At 45.2% G+C, this 16,866-nt stretch carries 13 protein-coding genes; 2 read left to right on the top strand and 11 right to left on the bottom strand.

All coding sequences use genetic code 11. The features are described from left to right. Window positions 1–6: 6 nt before the first annotated feature. Entirely contained in the window at window positions 7–942 is a 936-nt protein-coding gene (locus tag G3352_RS12480; RefSeq protein ID WP_163756943.1) for a LysR family transcriptional regulator, read from the bottom strand. A 129-nt stretch (window positions 943–1,071) separates the two neighbouring features. Between G3352_RS12480 and G3352_RS12475 the strand changes: the two genes are divergently transcribed. Then, window positions 1,072–2,085: an alpha/beta fold hydrolase gene (locus G3352_RS12475; RefSeq protein WP_163756941.1), complete on the top strand. Its 1,014-nt coding sequence runs from the start codon at window positions 1,072–1,074 to the stop codon at window positions 2,083–2,085. Window positions 2,086–2,282: 197 nt separating this feature from the next. Here the strand turns inward: G3352_RS12475 and G3352_RS12470 are convergent, their stop codons facing one another. Then, a complete protein-coding gene (locus G3352_RS12470; protein WP_163756939.1) occupies window positions 2,283–2,711 on the bottom strand; it encodes a MarR family winged helix-turn-helix transcriptional regulator in 429 nt (142 codons plus the stop codon). Between the two features lie 158 nt (window positions 2,712–2,869). Between G3352_RS12470 and G3352_RS12465 the strand changes: the two genes are divergently transcribed. Continuing rightward, window positions 2,870–4,180 carry an amidohydrolase family protein gene (locus G3352_RS12465; protein ID WP_163756937.1) on the top strand — a complete coding sequence of 437 codons (1,311 nt, stop codon included), beginning with the start codon at window positions 2,870–2,872 and terminating at the stop codon, window positions 4,178–4,180. Between the two features lie 172 nt (window positions 4,181–4,352). Here G3352_RS12465 and G3352_RS12460 read toward each other — a convergent pair whose 3' ends face one another. From G3352_RS12460 to G3352_RS12420, 9 genes are all read right to left on the bottom strand, one after another. Then, window positions 4,353–5,339 carry a glycoside hydrolase family 43 protein gene (locus G3352_RS12460; protein WP_163756935.1) on the bottom strand — a complete coding sequence of 329 codons (987 nt, stop codon included), beginning with the start codon at window positions 5,337–5,339 and terminating at the stop codon, window positions 4,353–4,355. Between the two features lie 90 nt (window positions 5,340–5,429). Next, complete coding sequence (locus G3352_RS12455) at window positions 5,430–6,452, bottom strand: endo-1,4-beta-xylanase (RefSeq protein ID WP_163756933.1); 1,023 nt, start codon at window positions 6,450–6,452, stop codon at window positions 5,430–5,432. 51 nt (window positions 6,453–6,503) lie between these two features. Further along, window positions 6,504–8,060, bottom strand: coding sequence for a glycoside hydrolase family 43 protein (locus G3352_RS12450; RefSeq protein ID WP_163756930.1), 1,557 nt, complete (start codon window positions 8,058–8,060; stop codon window positions 6,504–6,506). Continuing rightward, a complete protein-coding gene (locus G3352_RS12445; protein ID WP_240343058.1) occupies window positions 8,061–8,939 on the bottom strand; it encodes a carbohydrate ABC transporter permease in 879 nt (292 codons plus the stop codon). Between the two features lie 74 nt (window positions 8,940–9,013). Further along, window positions 9,014–9,979: an ABC transporter permease gene (locus G3352_RS12440; RefSeq protein WP_090899167.1), complete on the bottom strand. Its 966-nt coding sequence runs from the start codon at window positions 9,977–9,979 to the stop codon at window positions 9,014–9,016. Between the two features lie 106 nt (window positions 9,980–10,085). Further along, window positions 10,086–11,759 carry a type 2 periplasmic-binding domain-containing protein gene (locus G3352_RS12435; protein WP_163756926.1) on the bottom strand — a complete coding sequence of 558 codons (1,674 nt, stop codon included), beginning with the start codon at window positions 11,757–11,759 and terminating at the stop codon, window positions 10,086–10,088. A gap of 114 nt (window positions 11,760–11,873) precedes the next feature. Further along, window positions 11,874–13,409, bottom strand: a complete 1,536-nt coding sequence (locus G3352_RS12430; RefSeq protein WP_163756925.1) for a response regulator transcription factor — start codon at window positions 13,407–13,409, stop codon at window positions 11,874–11,876. Beyond that, the gene (locus G3352_RS12425; protein WP_240343050.1) at window positions 13,399–15,222 is read right to left on the bottom strand and encodes a sensor histidine kinase; all 1,824 of its coding nucleotides are present in this window, start codon (window positions 15,220–15,222) and stop codon (window positions 13,399–13,401) included. The genes G3352_RS12430 and G3352_RS12425 overlap by 11 nt, the downstream gene beginning before the upstream one ends. A gap of 43 nt (window positions 15,223–15,265) precedes the next feature. Continuing rightward, window positions 15,266–16,792 carry a response regulator transcription factor gene (locus G3352_RS12420; RefSeq protein ID WP_163756921.1) on the bottom strand — a complete coding sequence of 509 codons (1,527 nt, stop codon included), beginning with the start codon at window positions 16,790–16,792 and terminating at the stop codon, window positions 15,266–15,268. Window positions 16,793–16,866: the final 74 nt, after the last annotated feature.

Raw genomic sequence — 16,866 nt, 5'->3', positions numbered from 1 at the left:
TTCCTTTCATGGGCGTTTCCTTTGTTGTTCACCCTCTGATGAACCAGATATTTCTTTCGTTTTTAACTCACACTTTGCGATATCGATGAAGGCAGCCATTGATGGAGAAATCCATTTCTCACGATGCCAGAGCATCTGTGCGGAAAAGGATACATCCGATAAATCCCATGGTAAAGCAACTAGTCTACCCTCTCTTAATTCTTCCTTCAAAGCCATCTCAGGTAAAAGGGCGATCCCCAGACCAGCCACAGCACATTGTTTAATTGCTTCGACACTATGAAACTCCAGTTCTGTCAAAGCATCGGCGCCTTTTTTCAATAAAGACTGGTTAAAAGGAGTGCGATAAGAACAGTTTTTTTCAGTCAACAAAAAATGCTGTTTGTGAAAGTCATCAATGATCAATGAAGAGCGAATTGCTAACATATGATCTGGAGAAACCACCATTTTAAAATACTCCTCTTTCAAAAATTCTGAATGCAAGTCTCTGCCTCCAACGAATTCATCCAATACAAATATCACATCTGTATGTCCTTCTCTTAGGCTATTTTTAAGCTCTTGTCCGGACAAGGGACGAAACAAAAGACGAACGTCTGGAAAGTCTTTACGGAAACGTTTAAACAACGCAGGAAGAAAGTATGCACAAAGAACTTCGTCTGCCCCGATAGTAACCGTTCCTGTCGTTTCCCCGTGCTGACTTGATACACTTTTGGCCTCTTCTACATCGTTCAAAATTTTAGTAGCATAAGGCAAGAATTGTTGACCGGCATCCGTTAACATGACATTCTTGCCTAATCGATCCAGCAATTTCACGCCTAATTCTTCTTCCAAGGATTTGATTTGCATGGTTATCGTAGATGGTACATAGCTCAATAGTTCAGCAGTCCGACCAAAGCTGCGTGTAGAAGCCAGAGTCCAAAAGGTTTTTAGTTGACGTATTTCCATAATCGAGCACCTACTTTGTTCAAAAAAATTGAATGTTACCTTCAAAAACGTTTCGTTGAATTGATGATAAGCGTATTGTAGAGTGAAAATCAAGTTATTACTAATTTGGTTATGAAGGAGCATCCATTAATGAATGATTATGAAACGTATCCCCTTGGAGATATATTGCTTCAATCTGGACAGCAACTCCCTCAAGCATTTATTGCTTACAAGACCTACGGTACCTTAAATGCCGCAAAAAATAATGTCATTGTGTATCCGACTTGGTTTGCTGGGCTTCACACCGATAATGAATGGTTAATTGGAGAGAACAAGGCACTAGATCCCAATCGATATTTTATCATTGTGCCCAATATGTTGGGTAACGGATTATCGTCCTCTCCCAGTAACACTCCTGCTCCTTTCGATAAGTCTAATTTCCCTCTCATCTCTATGTATGACAATGTACGTGTTCAACACCAACTACTCACTCAAAAATATGGTATCAGCAAAATCAAGCTAGTTGTGGGTTGGTCTCTCGGTGCAATGCAAGTTTTTCAATGGGGCACAAGTTATCCTGAAATGGTCGAACGTATTGCACCATTTGGCGGAACGGCGAAAACGAGACCACTTGCACAACTGGTATTCCAGAGTATGATCGCAGCATTACAAGCGGATTCAAAATGGGAAAGAGGACTTTACAAGCAACCGCCTGTTGACGGTCTCGCAGCGATGGGGAGAGTTTATGCCCCTTGGGGATTTTCAAATTCATACTATCTGGAGAAATTGTATCAATCTGAGGGATACAGTTCATTGAAACATTATGTAGAAGAATACTGGGATCAAGTGTTTTTATCCTTTGATGCTAATGATTTGATTGCCATGTTACGTACAGGAATAAGTGGGGACATCAGCGCTAATCCGGTGGACCGCTACAACATCGAACAGGCATTACGTAAAATCTCCTCTCCTGCACTCGTTATGCCGGGGTCAAGTGATTTGTTTTTCACTCCAGAGGATAGTAGATATGACGTTCAACATATGCCGAATGCTGTTTTTCAAGCTATAGAATCCAAGTGGGGACACTGTTTTGGAATCGGTGCAAACGAAGCAGATTCACTCGTTATAGATAATCATCTAAAACGATTTTTGGAGTTAGGTTAATTAAATAGGGCTATCGAAGTTTCATTGTTATCTTTCACGAATCTATTTAGATGGTCATCTAATATATAATCAGTACAAGTTCTTGTCCTTGGCTCGGACGAGAACTTATACATTTAAACAAAAAAACGCTAAAATAGCCACTTTCAGTGGGACTAAAGCTTTTTAATCAGCCATCATTTCATAGGGAAGTGTCTTCTTTATATAGTCTCATTGATTTTGATCAACAATTTCTTTAATACTTGCTTCTCCTCGTCGGTAAGGACTTGAACGATTTCTTCCTCCACCTTATGGAAAGACTCTTGGAAGTCTTCAATCAGTTCAACCGCCTTTGGCAATACGTATATGTTTTTTTGCCGTTCATTATTGGCCGGGATTTTACGCTCGATGAAGCCTTTTTGCTCTAGAGCTTGAAGCATACTTGTAATGCTGGCCCGACTTAGATGAAATCGATCTGCAAGATCCATTTGAATAATATGACTATTTGGGTTTTCGTAAATATAATCGATTACTTTTCCTTGTTGAGCGTTTAACCCCAGCTCTTTTATACTTTCGTCCGCTCTTTTCTTTAACTTAAGACCGATAATCTGAAATAAATCCAGATAGGGTGTTTCCTTTCGGGATTTCATAATCTTCCCTCCTGTGATTGTTAGGAATCTAATTGTAAGTATATAAACTATACTGCGATCCTTTTGGCTTGTCAAAAAAAACATTAGTTAGTTGACAGTTAGAAAACTAACAGTTATTATTCGAATTGTTCACAAACAAACACTTGGGAGGATTTCAAATGGAGAAGGTAACTCAAAATGCTGCGTTAGAACAAGTTACGGCGATTACAAATGTACGTGTCTTTGATGGGGAGCAAATCATTTCATCAAGACATGTTGTCATTAAAGGGGAGTCTATTGTTTCAGTCGGTGGAGACATTCCGGCCGATGCAACGATTATCGATGGAGATAATGCGACTCTAATGCCTGGTCTGATTGATGCACATGTCCACACTTCCATCGGCGGATTACGAGATGCCCTAAAATTCGGCGTTACCACTGAACTCGAAATGAACGGTGATTTTACTAAACGAGGGCGCGAAATTCAGTTAAAAAATGTGAATGACATCGCAGATGTCCGTTCTGCTGGCACAGCAATCACCGCTCCGGGTGGCCATCCGGATGAATTACTGCCAGATGGAGATGAAATACCTGAATTCGTTTTAAAGGAACTAGAGAAGTTATCGGAGGCAGACCGGGAAGCAATGTTAGCCGCATACGCTCACGATCACGATGAAATACCGCAAGTGACAACCGTCGAAGAAGCGATTAAACATGTGCATACCCAAGTCGAGAATGGGGCCGACTATATTAAGATCATGATTGAAGAAGGTACGGTCATGGGTGCACCTGGCCTGCCTGTATTAAGCGACGAGATTCTAAAAACAGCCGTGACAGAAGCCCACAAGTCCGGTAAGCTGGTCATCGCCCACGTCTTGACGGCTCTTTCATCGCAACAAGCCATCGATTTTGGAGTCGACGGTTTGGGGCACTTGTTTATCGACAGACCCGAGTACACCTCCGAGTTAGTGAAATCTATAGCAAGTTCAGGCGCATTTGTTACTCCGTGCTTGGTGTTGAATTCATCGATTATTGGAATTACGGCATCCGAATTGGCGAATGATCCGCGTGTTCATTCCAAATTAAGTTCAGACTGGATTGATATTTTGAACTCAAGCTTCAATACGTTCCCTCAAGGCAATATGGAGAACAGCTTTAAAAATGTGATGGACCTTCACCGTGCTGGAGTTGATATCCTGGTAGGGACAGATGTCGCACCGGTTCCCGTTCCGAACCTAGGCGGCCTTGCTCATGGGGCAAGTGTCCACCACGAAATGCAGTTGCTGGTGAAAGCCGGGTTCACTCCGATCGAAGCTCTTCAGTCGGCTACTTCGAAACCGGCCCGTTGCTTTGGTCTTCACGATCGCGGCCGTATTACCGAAGGTGCGCGTGCTGACCTCATTCTCGTAGACGGTGATCCAACAACTAACATTTCGGATACCTTGTCGATCAAATCCGTGTGGTTTAATGGTTCGCAGCAACTAGGTTAATCCCATTCGTTCTGCCCGTATATTGGAAAACTCCGTGCTTCGGCACGGAGTTTTAAGCATTTTCCTCTTGGAAAACCTTACCTTTGCACTGAATTGCGTATTCACCTAGGGCTCTTCGGGATCTACGGTTACAGGTAAAAGGATACGGGTTACTGTCCTATTCACATCCATTTCACTTCTCTGGATACGGATCAATCATGCGAATCGTGCCATCCGGATTGTACGTTAACTCAGCAAACTTGACGCAGCGCTTGTAATCGACGCCGCCGGAAAGGGAACAATCGTGATAGAACAAATACCACTTTTCCCGGAATTGTACAATCGAATGATGCGTTGTCCAGCCCATGACTGGCGGCAAAATGGTACCTTGGAACGTAAACGGACCCATCGGATTGTCGCCAATGGCGTACACCAGCTTGTGCGTTGTTCCTGTGGAGTAGGACAAATAATATTTCCCGTTATATTTGTGCATCCAAGGGCCTTCAAAATATCTGCAATCCTCATCCCCAGCGGTCAGCGGATTCCCTTCCTGATCCACGATGGATATCTCCAGCGGTTCCGAAGCCATTGAGAGCATATCTTCACTCAGATTTGCAACTTTTGGTCCGATCGCCGGAGCATCCGGAGCAGGTCCTTCCGCATGTTCCACGTAGCTTCCAGTCTGCCATTTCTCCAACTGTCCCCCCCACAACCCGCCAAAGAACATATAAGCCTGCTCATCATCGTCCACGAACACAGCGGGATCAATGCTGAAGCTGCCCTGAATATATTGCTCCTCCGGTTTGAACGGGCCTGTCGGTGAAAACGATGTAGCCACGCCGATGCGGAAAATCCCATCATAATCCCTAGCCGGGAAAAACAAATAATAGGTGCCTTTTCTGTATGCGACATCCGGAGCCCACATTTGACTGGACGCCCAAGGGACATCCTTCACATGCAGCGCTTCGCCATGGTCCGTCACGGGTGAATTCATGTCCGCCATAGACAGCACATGATAATCCTCCATCTTGTACTGATCTCCATTGTCATTCACCGGACCGTCGTGATCCAGATCATGGGAGCGATAAATATAAATGCGATCCTCGAATACATGCGCTGACGGATCAGCAGTAAATATATGGGTAACTATAGGTTGATGCGGTTTAGGTAATTCGGACATACAAATGGCTCCTTCCAAATAGATATGCACTCCCGAGTATTTCTTCGGGACTGCTATGGGGTAAACGAAACGATATTGATCCGTTTCATGTCACTTGGGTACAGTAATTCGCGCAACACGCTGATACGCTTCCTTTGGACGATGCAACTCATCGAACAGGAATGGCCAGTTTTTCCGCCCTCGGACAGGGAAATTGTCAAGCCAGGTATAGTTGTCGGCAGCCCCCCAGAATGTCACAGCGCTAATATGCTCCTTATATTCGTGAAGCAGGCGGAAGATGGATTCGTATCGCTCGGCTTGCAATTCCAGCATCTCTTGCGATGGCTGAACGAGATCTGTACGTCTGTCTTCAAAGCGAAATACCGATACATCCAGTTCGGTGAGCTGAAGCTGCAGTCCAAGCTGCGCATACCGCTCAATTGCTGCGCGCATATCATCCAGGGACGGATCATACAGATTCCAGTGTGCCTGCAGACCAACGCCATGAATCGGCACGCCTTGATCGAGTAATGAACGGACGAGCCGATAGATGCGTTCCCGCTTATGTCGATCAGATTCGTTATAATCGTTGTAGAACAACAACGCTTGCGGATCTGCTTCATGCGCGAATTCAAACGCTTTGGCAATAAAATCCTCTCCGGCGATATCCAGCCATTTGGATTGGCGCAGGAATGCGTTAGCATCATCCGCATCATCGGAAATAACCTCGTTTACAACGTCCCAAGCGTAGATAACGTCCTTATATCTGCCAACAACGGTCTCAATGTGTGCCTTCAATCGCTCCAGCAATACATCGCGCTCCACCAGTCCGCCAGTTTCATTCTCGAACAACCAATCCGGAGTCTGGTTGTGCCAGACCAGCGTATGACCACGCAGCGCCATGCCTTGCTCTCTGGCAAATGAAGCGATGGTATCTGCATCCTCAAACGTATACAGTTCCTTCTGTGGATGCACACTGGAGAATTTCATTTCATTTTCTGCCGTCAGGCTGTTGAAGTGATATGCAAGCAATGAACGCTGGCTGTCAATCGTCTTCGAACTCACTGCTGCTCCAATGTGGAATGCATCCTTGTACAATTCCTTCAGTGAAGCCTCTTTTCGAAACGAACCCATAATTTCCCTCCTTTAAATTTCCTTCTTCGCATTGATTTATTAGCAACTGAATCAGACCGAGTACTCGAACCAATCAAAATGGGCAGGTGTGCTACTTGCCTTACCATTGCCGGTAGCGTATAGTCCGACCACCGCTCCGGTAAAGCACATTTTGTGCACAAAGTCCTCCGGTGATATGGCACGTGCTGAGCCTGAACCCAAGGCTGTCCAGTTCTGTCCGTCCTCGGAACAAGTCAGCCTATATTCCTTCTCTGTCGATTCGATTCGGAGCGACAACCGCTCCATTACAGTCTCGCTCTCGTGAACCAAGATCGACTCTCCGCGCATCGTCAAACGAGCAAAGAGTATGTTTCGTCCGTTCAACCGTCTTATGCCAATCTCATAGTGTGCATCCTCATCCCGGCGTACACACAACCCCGCTTCTTCTCCATCGACAACTGGCTTGAATGTCAGGCAGGTTGTAAAGCTGGCATGAATATGCTGCTGCCTGCGCCCTACAAACGTAATCTGACTTACGTCCCCAAGACCTCCCGCTTGACCATACAACGTTAAGAAACCTGGTTTTTCTGTAAGCAAGCATGCTCCTTCTGTTGGGTTCCGCACAAACATCCATTGCGGTCCAAGTTCTCCTTCGAATTCTTCCCGGCCCACAACGATAGCTGTATGGCTCTCAGGCAAAGATTGCAATACTATGGGCAAACGCTGGACCTTCATATCTAGACTTACTATTCCTTCATTGTTGTCAATGTGGGGCCACCCCTTGTTCCAAACGACCGGTGCGAGGAAAGTTTCCCGTCCAAGCACACTATATCCGTCCTCTGTCAAACGAACGCCAAGGAAAACGGCCCACCAGTCTCCGTGGTGATCCTCCACCAGATCGGCATGACCCAAATACTGGATTGGATGATCTAAATGTCGATGGGTCAGGATCGGCTCAGGATAGCGTTCAAACGGACCATAAGGTCGATCGCTTCGGCCGATGATCTCACGATGCTCCTTGGCCGTCCCGCCAGAAGCAGACATCATGTAATACAAACCATTGATTTTATACAGATGCGGTCCTTCGGTCCATGGCCCCCCATCCCCATGCCAGACGACTTGCGGTTCGGAGAGCGCCTCACCTGTAACGATGTCGATCTCGTACTGGATAGCATGAGAATCGTAATCGGCGCCTTGTTGAGCGGTCACGTATACTTTGCCATCGTCGTCAAAAAACAGAGATGGGTCGATTCCACCGTATGGAATGCGAATTGGATCGGACCATGGTCCGGCAGGGTTGGTTGCCGTAACATAGAAGTTCCCGATGCCCCTTACATCTGTCGTAATCATATAAAACGTGCCTTCATGGTATCGCAGCGCTGGAGCATAAATGCCGTCCGAGCTCTTCTGCCCGGTCAAATCAAGCTGGCTGACCCGATCCAATACATTGCCAATCTGCTCCCAGTGAATCAGATCCCGGCTCCGAAAGATCGGCACTCCGGGAAAGTACTCAAATGAACTGCAAATGAGGTAAAAATATTCTTCCGCCTTCACGATGCTGGGATCCGGATAGAATCCGGGAAGGATCGGGTTGGCATAACAGATCGTATTAGCTTGGAGTTGCTTCATCTATTCCTTCACACTCCCTACATTTAGTCCAACGACAAAGTATTTTTGCATAAACGGATACACCAGCAAGATCGGAACAGAAGCGACAATTGTAACTGCAGCACGAATGGAAATTGGAGTTACCTGTGTTGAATGCTCCACCCCCACGCCGTTGGCAACGGAAGGATTGCTGTTGGCGTTCATACTGGAAGACAACAGCTTCATCAGTTCGTATTGCAGTGTGCTGAGCTCCTGACGTGATGACGTGTACAGAAAAGCATCGAACCAGGAATTCCACGCGCCGACTGCGACAAAGAGCGCAATGGTCGCCAGCACAGGTTTGCACAGTGGAAAAATAATTCTCCAGAAAATTCTGAAATCTCCTGCTCCGTCAATTTTGGCTGATTCAATAAGGCTTTCGGGGATCGTGTATATATAAGTACGAATGACGATCAGGTTAAACGCACTAATCAGTGAAGGCAGGACATACACCCAGAAGGAATTAATCAAATGCAAATCCTTCATCAGGAAGTACCCCGGAATTAGCCCTGCATTGAAATACATCGTCAGCACAAAAATGGTCGTAATCAGCTTGCGGAAAATATAATCGCGCCGACTCAGCGTATAAGCGAGCATGGTGGTCAAGAAAATGTTCAGAACGGTGGATAGTACTGTACGTGCAACGGAAATCAAAAATGCGTTATAAATTGTGCCTGATGCAAATACGGCTTTGTAATTCTGCATGGTGAAATCGCGGGGCCATAAATATAAGCCTCCTCGAATGGTGTCATTCCCTGCATTAAACGAAACCACAATTGTGTTCAAAAATGGATACAACGTCACAATCACCAACAGAACCATGAAGATGGTGTTAAAGGTATTGAACAGAAACGGTTCCATACCTCTGCCACCCGGGCGGCGAACGGAAAGCGCCGCTGTATTTCCTAAACCAGACAATGGTTTTTTTTTCGTCATTATAACAGCCTCTCTTCCCCAAGCCGCTTGGCGGTCCAATTCGCTACAAGTAACATCGTAATGCTGACCACGGTCTTGAATATTCCGCCTGCAGTTGCGAGCGAATAGTTGCCCTGTGCAATCCCGTATTTGAGCACAAAGATATCAATCGTTTCCGCCCAGTCAACAACCAACCCATTACCCAGCAAATACTGAACCTCGAAGCCGGCTTCCAGAATATGTCCAATCGACATAATCAGCAGGATGACAATGGTAGGCTTGATTCCCGGCAAGGTGACATTCCACATTTTTTGATATCGATTGGCTCCATCAATATCGGCAGCTTCATACTGTGCCGGGTCAATAGAGGCCATGGCCGCCAAATAAATAATGGTGCTCCATCCGACTTCTTTCCAAATATGAGAACTTGCAACAACGCCCCAGAAATACTTCCCTTCCGTCAGCCACAAGATCGGCTCGTTGATTAAGTGCAGTTTCATGAGGATATCGTTGATAATGCCGTCAGAAGCAAGTGATGTCGCTACGATGCCGGTAACGATAATCCATGATAAGAAGTGAGGAAGATAAGAGATGGTTTGTACCGTCCGCTTCCACATGATCTTCTTGATCTCATTGAGTAACAATGCCAAAACAATAGCGGTAACGAAACCCAAAATCATGTTGATGATACTCATGGCAAGCGTATTGCGAAGCACGCGCAAGAAATTGTCATCAGTGAACAAAAATTGAAAATGCTTGAACCCTACCCACGTTTGCTGCGAGAAACTTCTGGCCGGTTTGTAATCCTGAAATGCCATCGTCCAGCCCCAGACAGGCACATAAGCAAAGATGATAATGTACGCAAGCAGAGGAACAGACATCCATATGAGCTGTCTCTGTGCTTTGATATTTTGCCAAGTAATCCGCCTAATTTTCGGTTTTTTCTTCGGGCGGAGCGGCTTGGTACCCACTACAATTTCCTCCATAATATCAGGCTCCTATCCATCTTTATATTGAAAGGAATAACGTCCAGCGATATGTTCATCAAAAAAATCAGGAAGGAAGGTAGCCTTCCTTCCTGACAACAATTTCTTATTTCACAGACCAGTTATCGATTCTCCACTGCAATACTTCATTGATACGATCTTCATACGCTTTGATATCCAGCTTTTGAATTTCGGAAACGTATTCGCTCCATACACTGCTGAATTCAGACGTGTTAGCCAAAATCGCTTTCGGCAAATATTTGGTTGACAACTCGTTCAACTTCGTATTGGCAATCTTAGCTGGAGATCCCTCTACCACATCGACAGACCAAGCAGGGTAAGTCACCGGATTCTCTGGTGGAGCACTGAAGAAATCGACATAGCTTTTGAAACCGTAGGCGTCCAAAACTTCCTTATCAAACGGTCTCAAGCTGGCTTGATATTCTTCCGGCTGATTGCTTGCTGAAGTGGCGTTGCCATCGCTAAAGTAACCTTCCATCTTCGGTGCAGTTCCATAGAAAGCATCTGCTTTATTGGCCAGTTTCCAGGCCGCATCTGCGGCATTGTCGCGCTGCTCTTGGGTTTTCATGAAACGGCCTTCGTCATTCACGTAATAGTCTTCATCCTGAATGCCCCAAGTGAGTGTCTTTTGCCAATCTTCTTCCATAAGCTTGTCGAGCGCTTTAATAATTTTCACAGGGTCCTTGGCACTTACAGTAATGCCGAAACCATTGTTCAGGTTAAGCGCCGCTCGGTCGCGATAGTAGTCCTTCGTGCTGCTGTCATATACCAGCGGGAAGCCGACGTACGTGCGTTCAATTTTGTCCTGCGTTATGAGTGAATCTTCCGCGCTGCCGAAATTCCAGTGTTGGTCGAACATGCCGAGTACTGCCCCACTGGACAATTTGGCCATATATTGGTCGTAGTTTTGTGCAAACGCTTCCTTATCCAGCAAGCCTTGTGCATTGATTTCATTTAGTTTCTGATAGTACGTCTTGGCATAATCCTTGTCTGCAAAAATCTCCGCCATGCCGTCGTTGACGACCACACCACCATCATTCGGATGACCGATCAAATGCTGCGGCGGGTTCAGCAAACCCCAGTTTTTCCAATCATAGTTCAATACCTCGAAACCGACTGTCGGTTTGCCGTCAATGGTTGGATACTTTTCCTTGTATTTCGCGATCAAGTCAAAGTATTCGTCAAGTGTCTTCGGTGTCGGATAACCGAACTCTTTCAACACGGCTTTTTGAATCCAAAAGGCAGGTCCGCTGTAGTAAGTATCAGCCACTTCACCGTTGTATGCACCGTAGTTTGGCAGGTAGTAAATGTGTCCATCATTCGGGTCCTTCATTTGATTCCAATACTTCTCGTAATGCTTCTTCAAATTAGGCGCGTGTTCTTCAATCAGATCTTCAAGCGGTATGACTGAACCGGCTGCCGTAAGTTTGGTATCGGCTGAGATGAGATCCGGATAGTCCCCACCGGCGATCATGACGCCAAGCTTTTGGTTCTTGTCACCAGCCAAAAATTCGAATTTGAATGTAACGCCGAGCTCATCCTTGATTTTTTTGTAAATTTTGTTGTCAGCAGTTGGTTGTTGTCCGGCCTCGTTCAGGAATACCGAGATTTCTAACGGATTGTCAACCCCCACCTCACTACCTTTACTGCTCTCCTCTCCGCTGCCTGAATTGCCACCTGAGCAACCTGCTAGCACAACGCTCAACGACAATAACAACGTTGCCCCCATACGGAAGAATGATTTTTTGTTGTCCCCCATAAAGCACCTCCAAAATTTGATCTCACTATATGAAAGCCCTTTCATTTGAATTTAATTATAAATTTACATCTCTATGGAAACTATATTCGAATTATAGCTCTTTCCGAGAAAAGCTCAGGTTTTCTTGTATTCGTTAGGAGACATGCCCATACGTTTCTCAAATTGCTTTAAAAAATGATGGTAACTGGCGTATCCAACCTTTTCCGAGACCTCGCTATTTTTGTATTGATTCATCTGTAGCAACCGACATGCCTCCTCAACCCGCAGGTTATGAAGCAGTTCATTGAAGCCGATCCCATTTTTGCGTATCAACAGTTGTCCCAAATAGGCCGGATGCAGGAAGAAACGTTCCGACAGCAACTTAATAGTCAATCCCTCCCGGAAATGCGTATGAATATAATCGTTGATATCCTGCACAATACCCTGCGCTTCGAAGACGCTCTCTTTAAGTAAAAACTCAAAGCATACTCTTCCACATGAATGCAGCATGCCGATCAAATCGTCAAAGGTTAACAGCGCTTCATCCAAATCCGGGATTTCAAACATACGGTAATTCTCTGAATCTTCAGCCATCTGCGCCCTCATGTAAGCCCGAATTTCATGAAGAAGGTAAATCACAAATTTTCGAGCCTCATCCGGATGGACCCGTATCTGTCGAAAGGATTGCTCAATAAACTCCACAGCGGACTGGTAGTTGGCGTAATCAATGAGCTGAAGCGCTCCCAGTACTCGCTCGATCAGTTCAACCTGTTTGTTGTACCTTTGAAAATCGTGGTTCTGGAGATCGGCATAATCCATTATGCAATTCTCTTCCGTTTCATAAAAAGCGTGCAGCAACGCCTTCTCTGCTGTTATCCGGGAGTTGCTGATGTGATGAAGAGAGGATTCGGTTGAGCCAATCGCCATATATGTACGAAAGCCCGCCAGACGGCGAGCCAGTGTTTCTAATTGTTTTCTAAAATTTCCGCTCGTTCTATGAAGTCCGGGGGAAACATCGCCAAACACAATGCATACAAGATCATTTCGCATACGAATGATATAAATGACATCCCGTCCGTTCAGAACCTCTGAAGCAAGACTGCTCCACCGACCAAACTCTTGCTCGGATACTTGAACCAGGCATACATTCCAGGATCCAGCTGACTGGGACAGGGACTGCATTAGTTTAGTATCCTCTGCAGATCGCACTTTGCCTAACAAAGCCTGCTTCATTATCAAAATCTCCTGCTCTCTCAATGCAATCTGCCCAATATACAGCTGCTCTTGCTCTTTTAGCAGTTCCATGCCCATCGTGCGGATCTCGGACTCCGCCTGTTCCTCATCCAATGGTTTTAACAGATAACCGGAAACTTTGAATTTAAGCGCTTTTCGCGCAAACTCAAAATCGCTGTACCCTGTAAGAATAATGAACTTGGTCGACCAGTTTCCTCTACGTCGCCATTCTTCAATCATTTCCAGTCCATTCATAATGGGCATATTAATATCCACCACGACAAGATCCGGCTGTAGCTCTTCCATTCGTTTTAGTCCTTCCGCACCGTTGCTGCACAAAGCGCATACCTCAAAGCCAAGGCCTTCCCATGGGATCCACAGCTGCAAGCCCTCTAGCGCCCATGGCTCATCATCAATTAGCAGCACTCTAAATGCCATTGTCCTTACCTCCTTTTTCACCCTGGTGCTCTAGCAGTTGCAATGGAATTTCGAAGGAGACCTCTGTCCCTTCTCCTATTCTGCTCACCAAGTTAAAATCCACTTTATCGTCATAATACAATTCAAGACGGCGATATACGTTACGTATGCCAATATTACTTCCTCCGCTCTCCTCCTTGCTTCGCATATGATACAGAACCTCTTGCAGCCGTTCCTTATCCATGCCCTTACCATTATCGGATACAATGACACGCAGGCGTTCGCTCACAACTTCTGCTTTAATCTTTACATAGCCGAGCCCCTCAATAGCCTGAATTCCATGTTTGCAAGCATTCTCGGCCAATTGTTGGATACTCATTTTTGGAATTCTATACTGCCTCGCCTCTTCGCTAATATCAATGTAATATTCAAACTTGTCTCGAAAACGGAATTTCTCAATCCCCAGATACATGACCGTAAAACTCATTTCCTCTTCCAGCGTGACCACATCGTCCTTCCAATTCAACAAACGGCGAAGCAACTTGGATAGGTCCTTGATAATGTCTTTGACATCTATATAATTGTTTTTGGTGCTGACCACCAGCAGCGCATTGAGCGTATTAAATAAAAAATGAGGATTCATCTGGCTTTGAAGCAAATTCAGCTCAGCGCGAATGCGCTCAGCCTCCTGGCTCCGTTGCTGAATTTCAAGCTTGTACACATTATTGATCAAGGAATGGATCTGAGCCGTCATCATATTGAAATTACGAATCAGATGACCTATCTCATCCTGTCCCCCATCAATGTTGATCAGATCAAATTTCTCATTCCCCACTTTTTGCATATGTCTGGATAGACGTTTCACTCGATAATTGTATGAACGCAGCATGACATAGATGAAGATGGAGGTAACCAAAGTAATGATACCAGCGAGCATACCGAAATAAAGCTTCATGGAGAGCATCGCTTGTTTGACACGTGTTTCTTGAGGCACGCCAATGAGCTTCCAACCTTTCACATAGCTGGCCTTGCCAATCGGAACGATATGTAGGTCCTTGTCCACCGCTTTGCTTGTATCGAATAATGCATAATCACTATCTACCTCACCCTGATACTTGTCATCTGTGGACACGATAATCTGATTTTTGGCGTTGACCAAATACAGATCCAGCGAACTCTTCTCTCTCGCAATAACGTCATAGAATCGATTAAGGTAAAAATCAATGCGCACCAGCTTCTTGTAAGAGTTGTCTGCGTTGTAATAGTCCATTTTTTCAATCACGCTAAAATACGACGAGGTCGCCGCGCGATCATTCGCAGCCTGATCGCGATAAGCGAGTACACTTAGTGTTTCCCCTGCCGCTTCCCATTGTCTGAACCACGCGCTGGCGTTCATTGAGCTGTTCAGATAATAATAATCCCCTCCAGACACAATCGTTGGGTTATCTGTGTAGATGCCGATTCGCTGGATCTGATTGTTCACGGGAATATAGGAAGTCACCCGATGGCGAAGCTGTTCATCGAATGTATTGTAGAAATCCAATTGGCCTTTGTATACACGATCCATGGATTCGGACAACAGCTTGTCCGTGATTAAGGCGTGACTGACAGCGATCCCCCCGTCAATCATGGTGTGAATGTCCTTTCTCGCCCGCTCCAAGGATATTTGCAGATTCTGCTCTTCCCGCTCCTTGATTAGCCCCGACATACGATCCATGAACAAATAATTGCTTGCTATGATCGGAAGCAAAATACCGATAACATAGATCAGCATAAACTTGTAGTTCAAAGGAATATCGTTCACGATGCCGCGAAATCGCAATTTCTTAAACATGTCTTCCATCGCCATCCTTCATTCGTTACTTGTCGAATCAGACCTATGGTTGTTTTCGGTATGTAGAAGGAGCCATACCCGTCATTCGCTTGAACTGACTTACAAAATAGTCGGCATTGGGGTACCCTGAATTAACCGCAACTTCGGCTATGCTGGAACAGCTCTGACGCAATAGTCTCTTGGCCTCCTCGATCCGTTTATCATTCAGATATTCCCGAAAAGACTTGCCAGTCTGCTGTCTGAAGGCTTGCCCCAGATAGTTGGCATTCATATGAAATTTCTGGGCAATTTCCTGGAGCTGCAGCTTCTCCCGAAACTCATGGTTAACATACTGCACTACACGAAAAATCGTGCTGCATTCTTTTTCTTTCCGCAGCTCCTGCAGAGCTCTTAAAGCGTTGAGACTTAATATCAGTGCATATTCCCGAAATGCAGGATAGGAAACAATGTCGGTTAAGCCGCCCAACATATGTTGTAGCTGCAACTCGAAACTATCTACATCCCCTTCCAGCTCCTTCAGTTGCTTGAGAACTCCCATTTCAAGAGCAAGCAATTGTACCCGAACATATTCTATATCCGACACAGACAGCCCTGAATCTGGACTCGCAAGCAGCTCATTTACCTCTCTCTCCAACCCATCCTCTTCACCCGTTAAAATGGTTTTAAACAGGTTAGTCAACGCTTTTTGATTTACAATCGCCATGTTACCATGCATTGGCAAATCTTGATCACGAATAATGCCACTCCCTTTTTGATAACGCTTCCATTTCAAAGCAGCAAATGCTTTTTCATATGCCGACCGCATAGCAACTACTCCACCTGAGTGATATCCAAATGCCACAATAATCGATCCATGATCGGAGTACATCTCGAACAGGGTTCTTCCTAACCTCTCAAGCCAATTCAGAGAATCTTCAATTTCAGCAGCAAACACACCCATTCTTCCGTCAGCATCCATAAAAAACTCGTAGTGATTAGAACTAGCCAAACGCTCTACCTGGGACTGTATATCCTCATTACAAGTATCCGTCTCAATTAAAAGACAGGCCATGTTCTCATGACCCTCCATTTGTAATATACTTTCCACTTCGGCTTGCAGCTCGCTGCTGTCCTCACCCTGAAACAGACGGTTGAACAAGCAATTTACATATAAAGTACGCTCTTGTTGATGCAGTTTCTCTGAGACAAGCTCGTTCTGAATTTTACGACTCATCTGTTCTAATACGTTTTCAATCTCAAGCTCATCAATAGGTTTGAGCAAATAATCCTCCACACGCTGTTCCAGCGCTGTTTTCGCATAATCAAAGCTATCGTATCCGCTTAATATGACAAAACGTGGCGGTTTGTCTAGTCTTTGTAACGAACGGTCAATCAGTTCAAGTCCGTTCACTGAAGGCATATGAATATCTGTAAACACCAGATCTGGCCGAAGGTTCTCAATAATGGACCAAGCAGCGTTCCCGTTCTCAGCCTCTCCACAAATTTGAAAACCGTATTTGTTCCAATTTACCATTGTTCGCAGACCTTCAAGTACCCATGGCTCATCATCCACCAACAAAACATTCATCATTCTTGTTTCCCCCCGTTAATAGTGATGAATTTTGTCATTGTACACTTTGAATTTGCGACTTTTAGTTAATCATA

The organism is Paenibacillus sp. ALJ109b, from assembly GCF_010747435.1.
In the GTDB taxonomy this organism is placed as follows: domain Bacteria; phylum Bacillota; class Bacilli; order Paenibacillales; family Paenibacillaceae; genus Paenibacillus; species Paenibacillus taichungensis.
Note: the sequence above shows the minus strand (reverse complement) of the source record. Positions and strands in the feature narration are given on the sequence as shown.

Excerpts from the sequence above, each read along its gene's own strand:
- G3352_RS12455 (WP_163756933.1), bottom strand. The coding sequence starts at position 6,452 with ATGGGTTCGTTTCGAAAAGAGGCTTCACTGAAGGAATTGTACAAGGAT.
- G3352_RS12425 (WP_240343050.1), bottom strand. The coding sequence starts at position 15,222 with ATGTTTAAGAAATTGCGATTTCGCGGCATCGTGAACGATATTCCTTTG.
- G3352_RS12470 (WP_163756939.1), bottom strand. The coding sequence starts at position 2,711 with ATGAAATCCCGAAAGGAAACACCCTATCTGGATTTATTTCAGATTATC.
- G3352_RS12445 (WP_240343058.1), bottom strand. The coding sequence starts at position 8,939 with ATGGAACCGTTTCTGTTCAATACCTTTAACACCATCTTCATGGTTCTG.
- G3352_RS12440 (WP_090899167.1), bottom strand. The coding sequence starts at position 9,979 with ATGGAGGAAATTGTAGTGGGTACCAAGCCGCTCCGCCCGAAGAAAAAA.
- G3352_RS12465 (WP_163756937.1), top strand. The coding sequence starts at position 2,870 with ATGGAGAAGGTAACTCAAAATGCTGCGTTAGAACAAGTTACGGCGATT.
- G3352_RS12420 (WP_163756921.1), bottom strand. The coding sequence starts at position 16,792 with ATGATGAATGTTTTGTTGGTGGATGATGAGCCATGGGTACTTGAAGGT.
- G3352_RS12475 (WP_163756941.1), top strand. The coding sequence starts at position 1,072 with ATGAATGATTATGAAACGTATCCCCTTGGAGATATATTGCTTCAATCT.
- G3352_RS12430 (WP_163756925.1), bottom strand. The coding sequence starts at position 13,409 with ATGGCATTTAGAGTGCTGCTAATTGATGATGAGCCATGGGCGCTAGAG.
- G3352_RS12435 (WP_163756926.1), bottom strand. The coding sequence starts at position 11,759 with ATGGGGGACAACAAAAAATCATTCTTCCGTATGGGGGCAACGTTGTTA.
- G3352_RS12460 (WP_163756935.1), bottom strand. The coding sequence starts at position 5,339 with ATGTCCGAATTACCTAAACCGCATCAACCTATAGTTACCCATATATTT.
- G3352_RS12450 (WP_163756930.1), bottom strand. The coding sequence starts at position 8,060 with ATGAAGCAACTCCAAGCTAATACGATCTGTTATGCCAACCCGATCCTT.
- G3352_RS12480 (WP_163756943.1), bottom strand. The coding sequence starts at position 942 with ATGGAAATACGTCAACTAAAAACCTTTTGGACTCTGGCTTCTACACGC.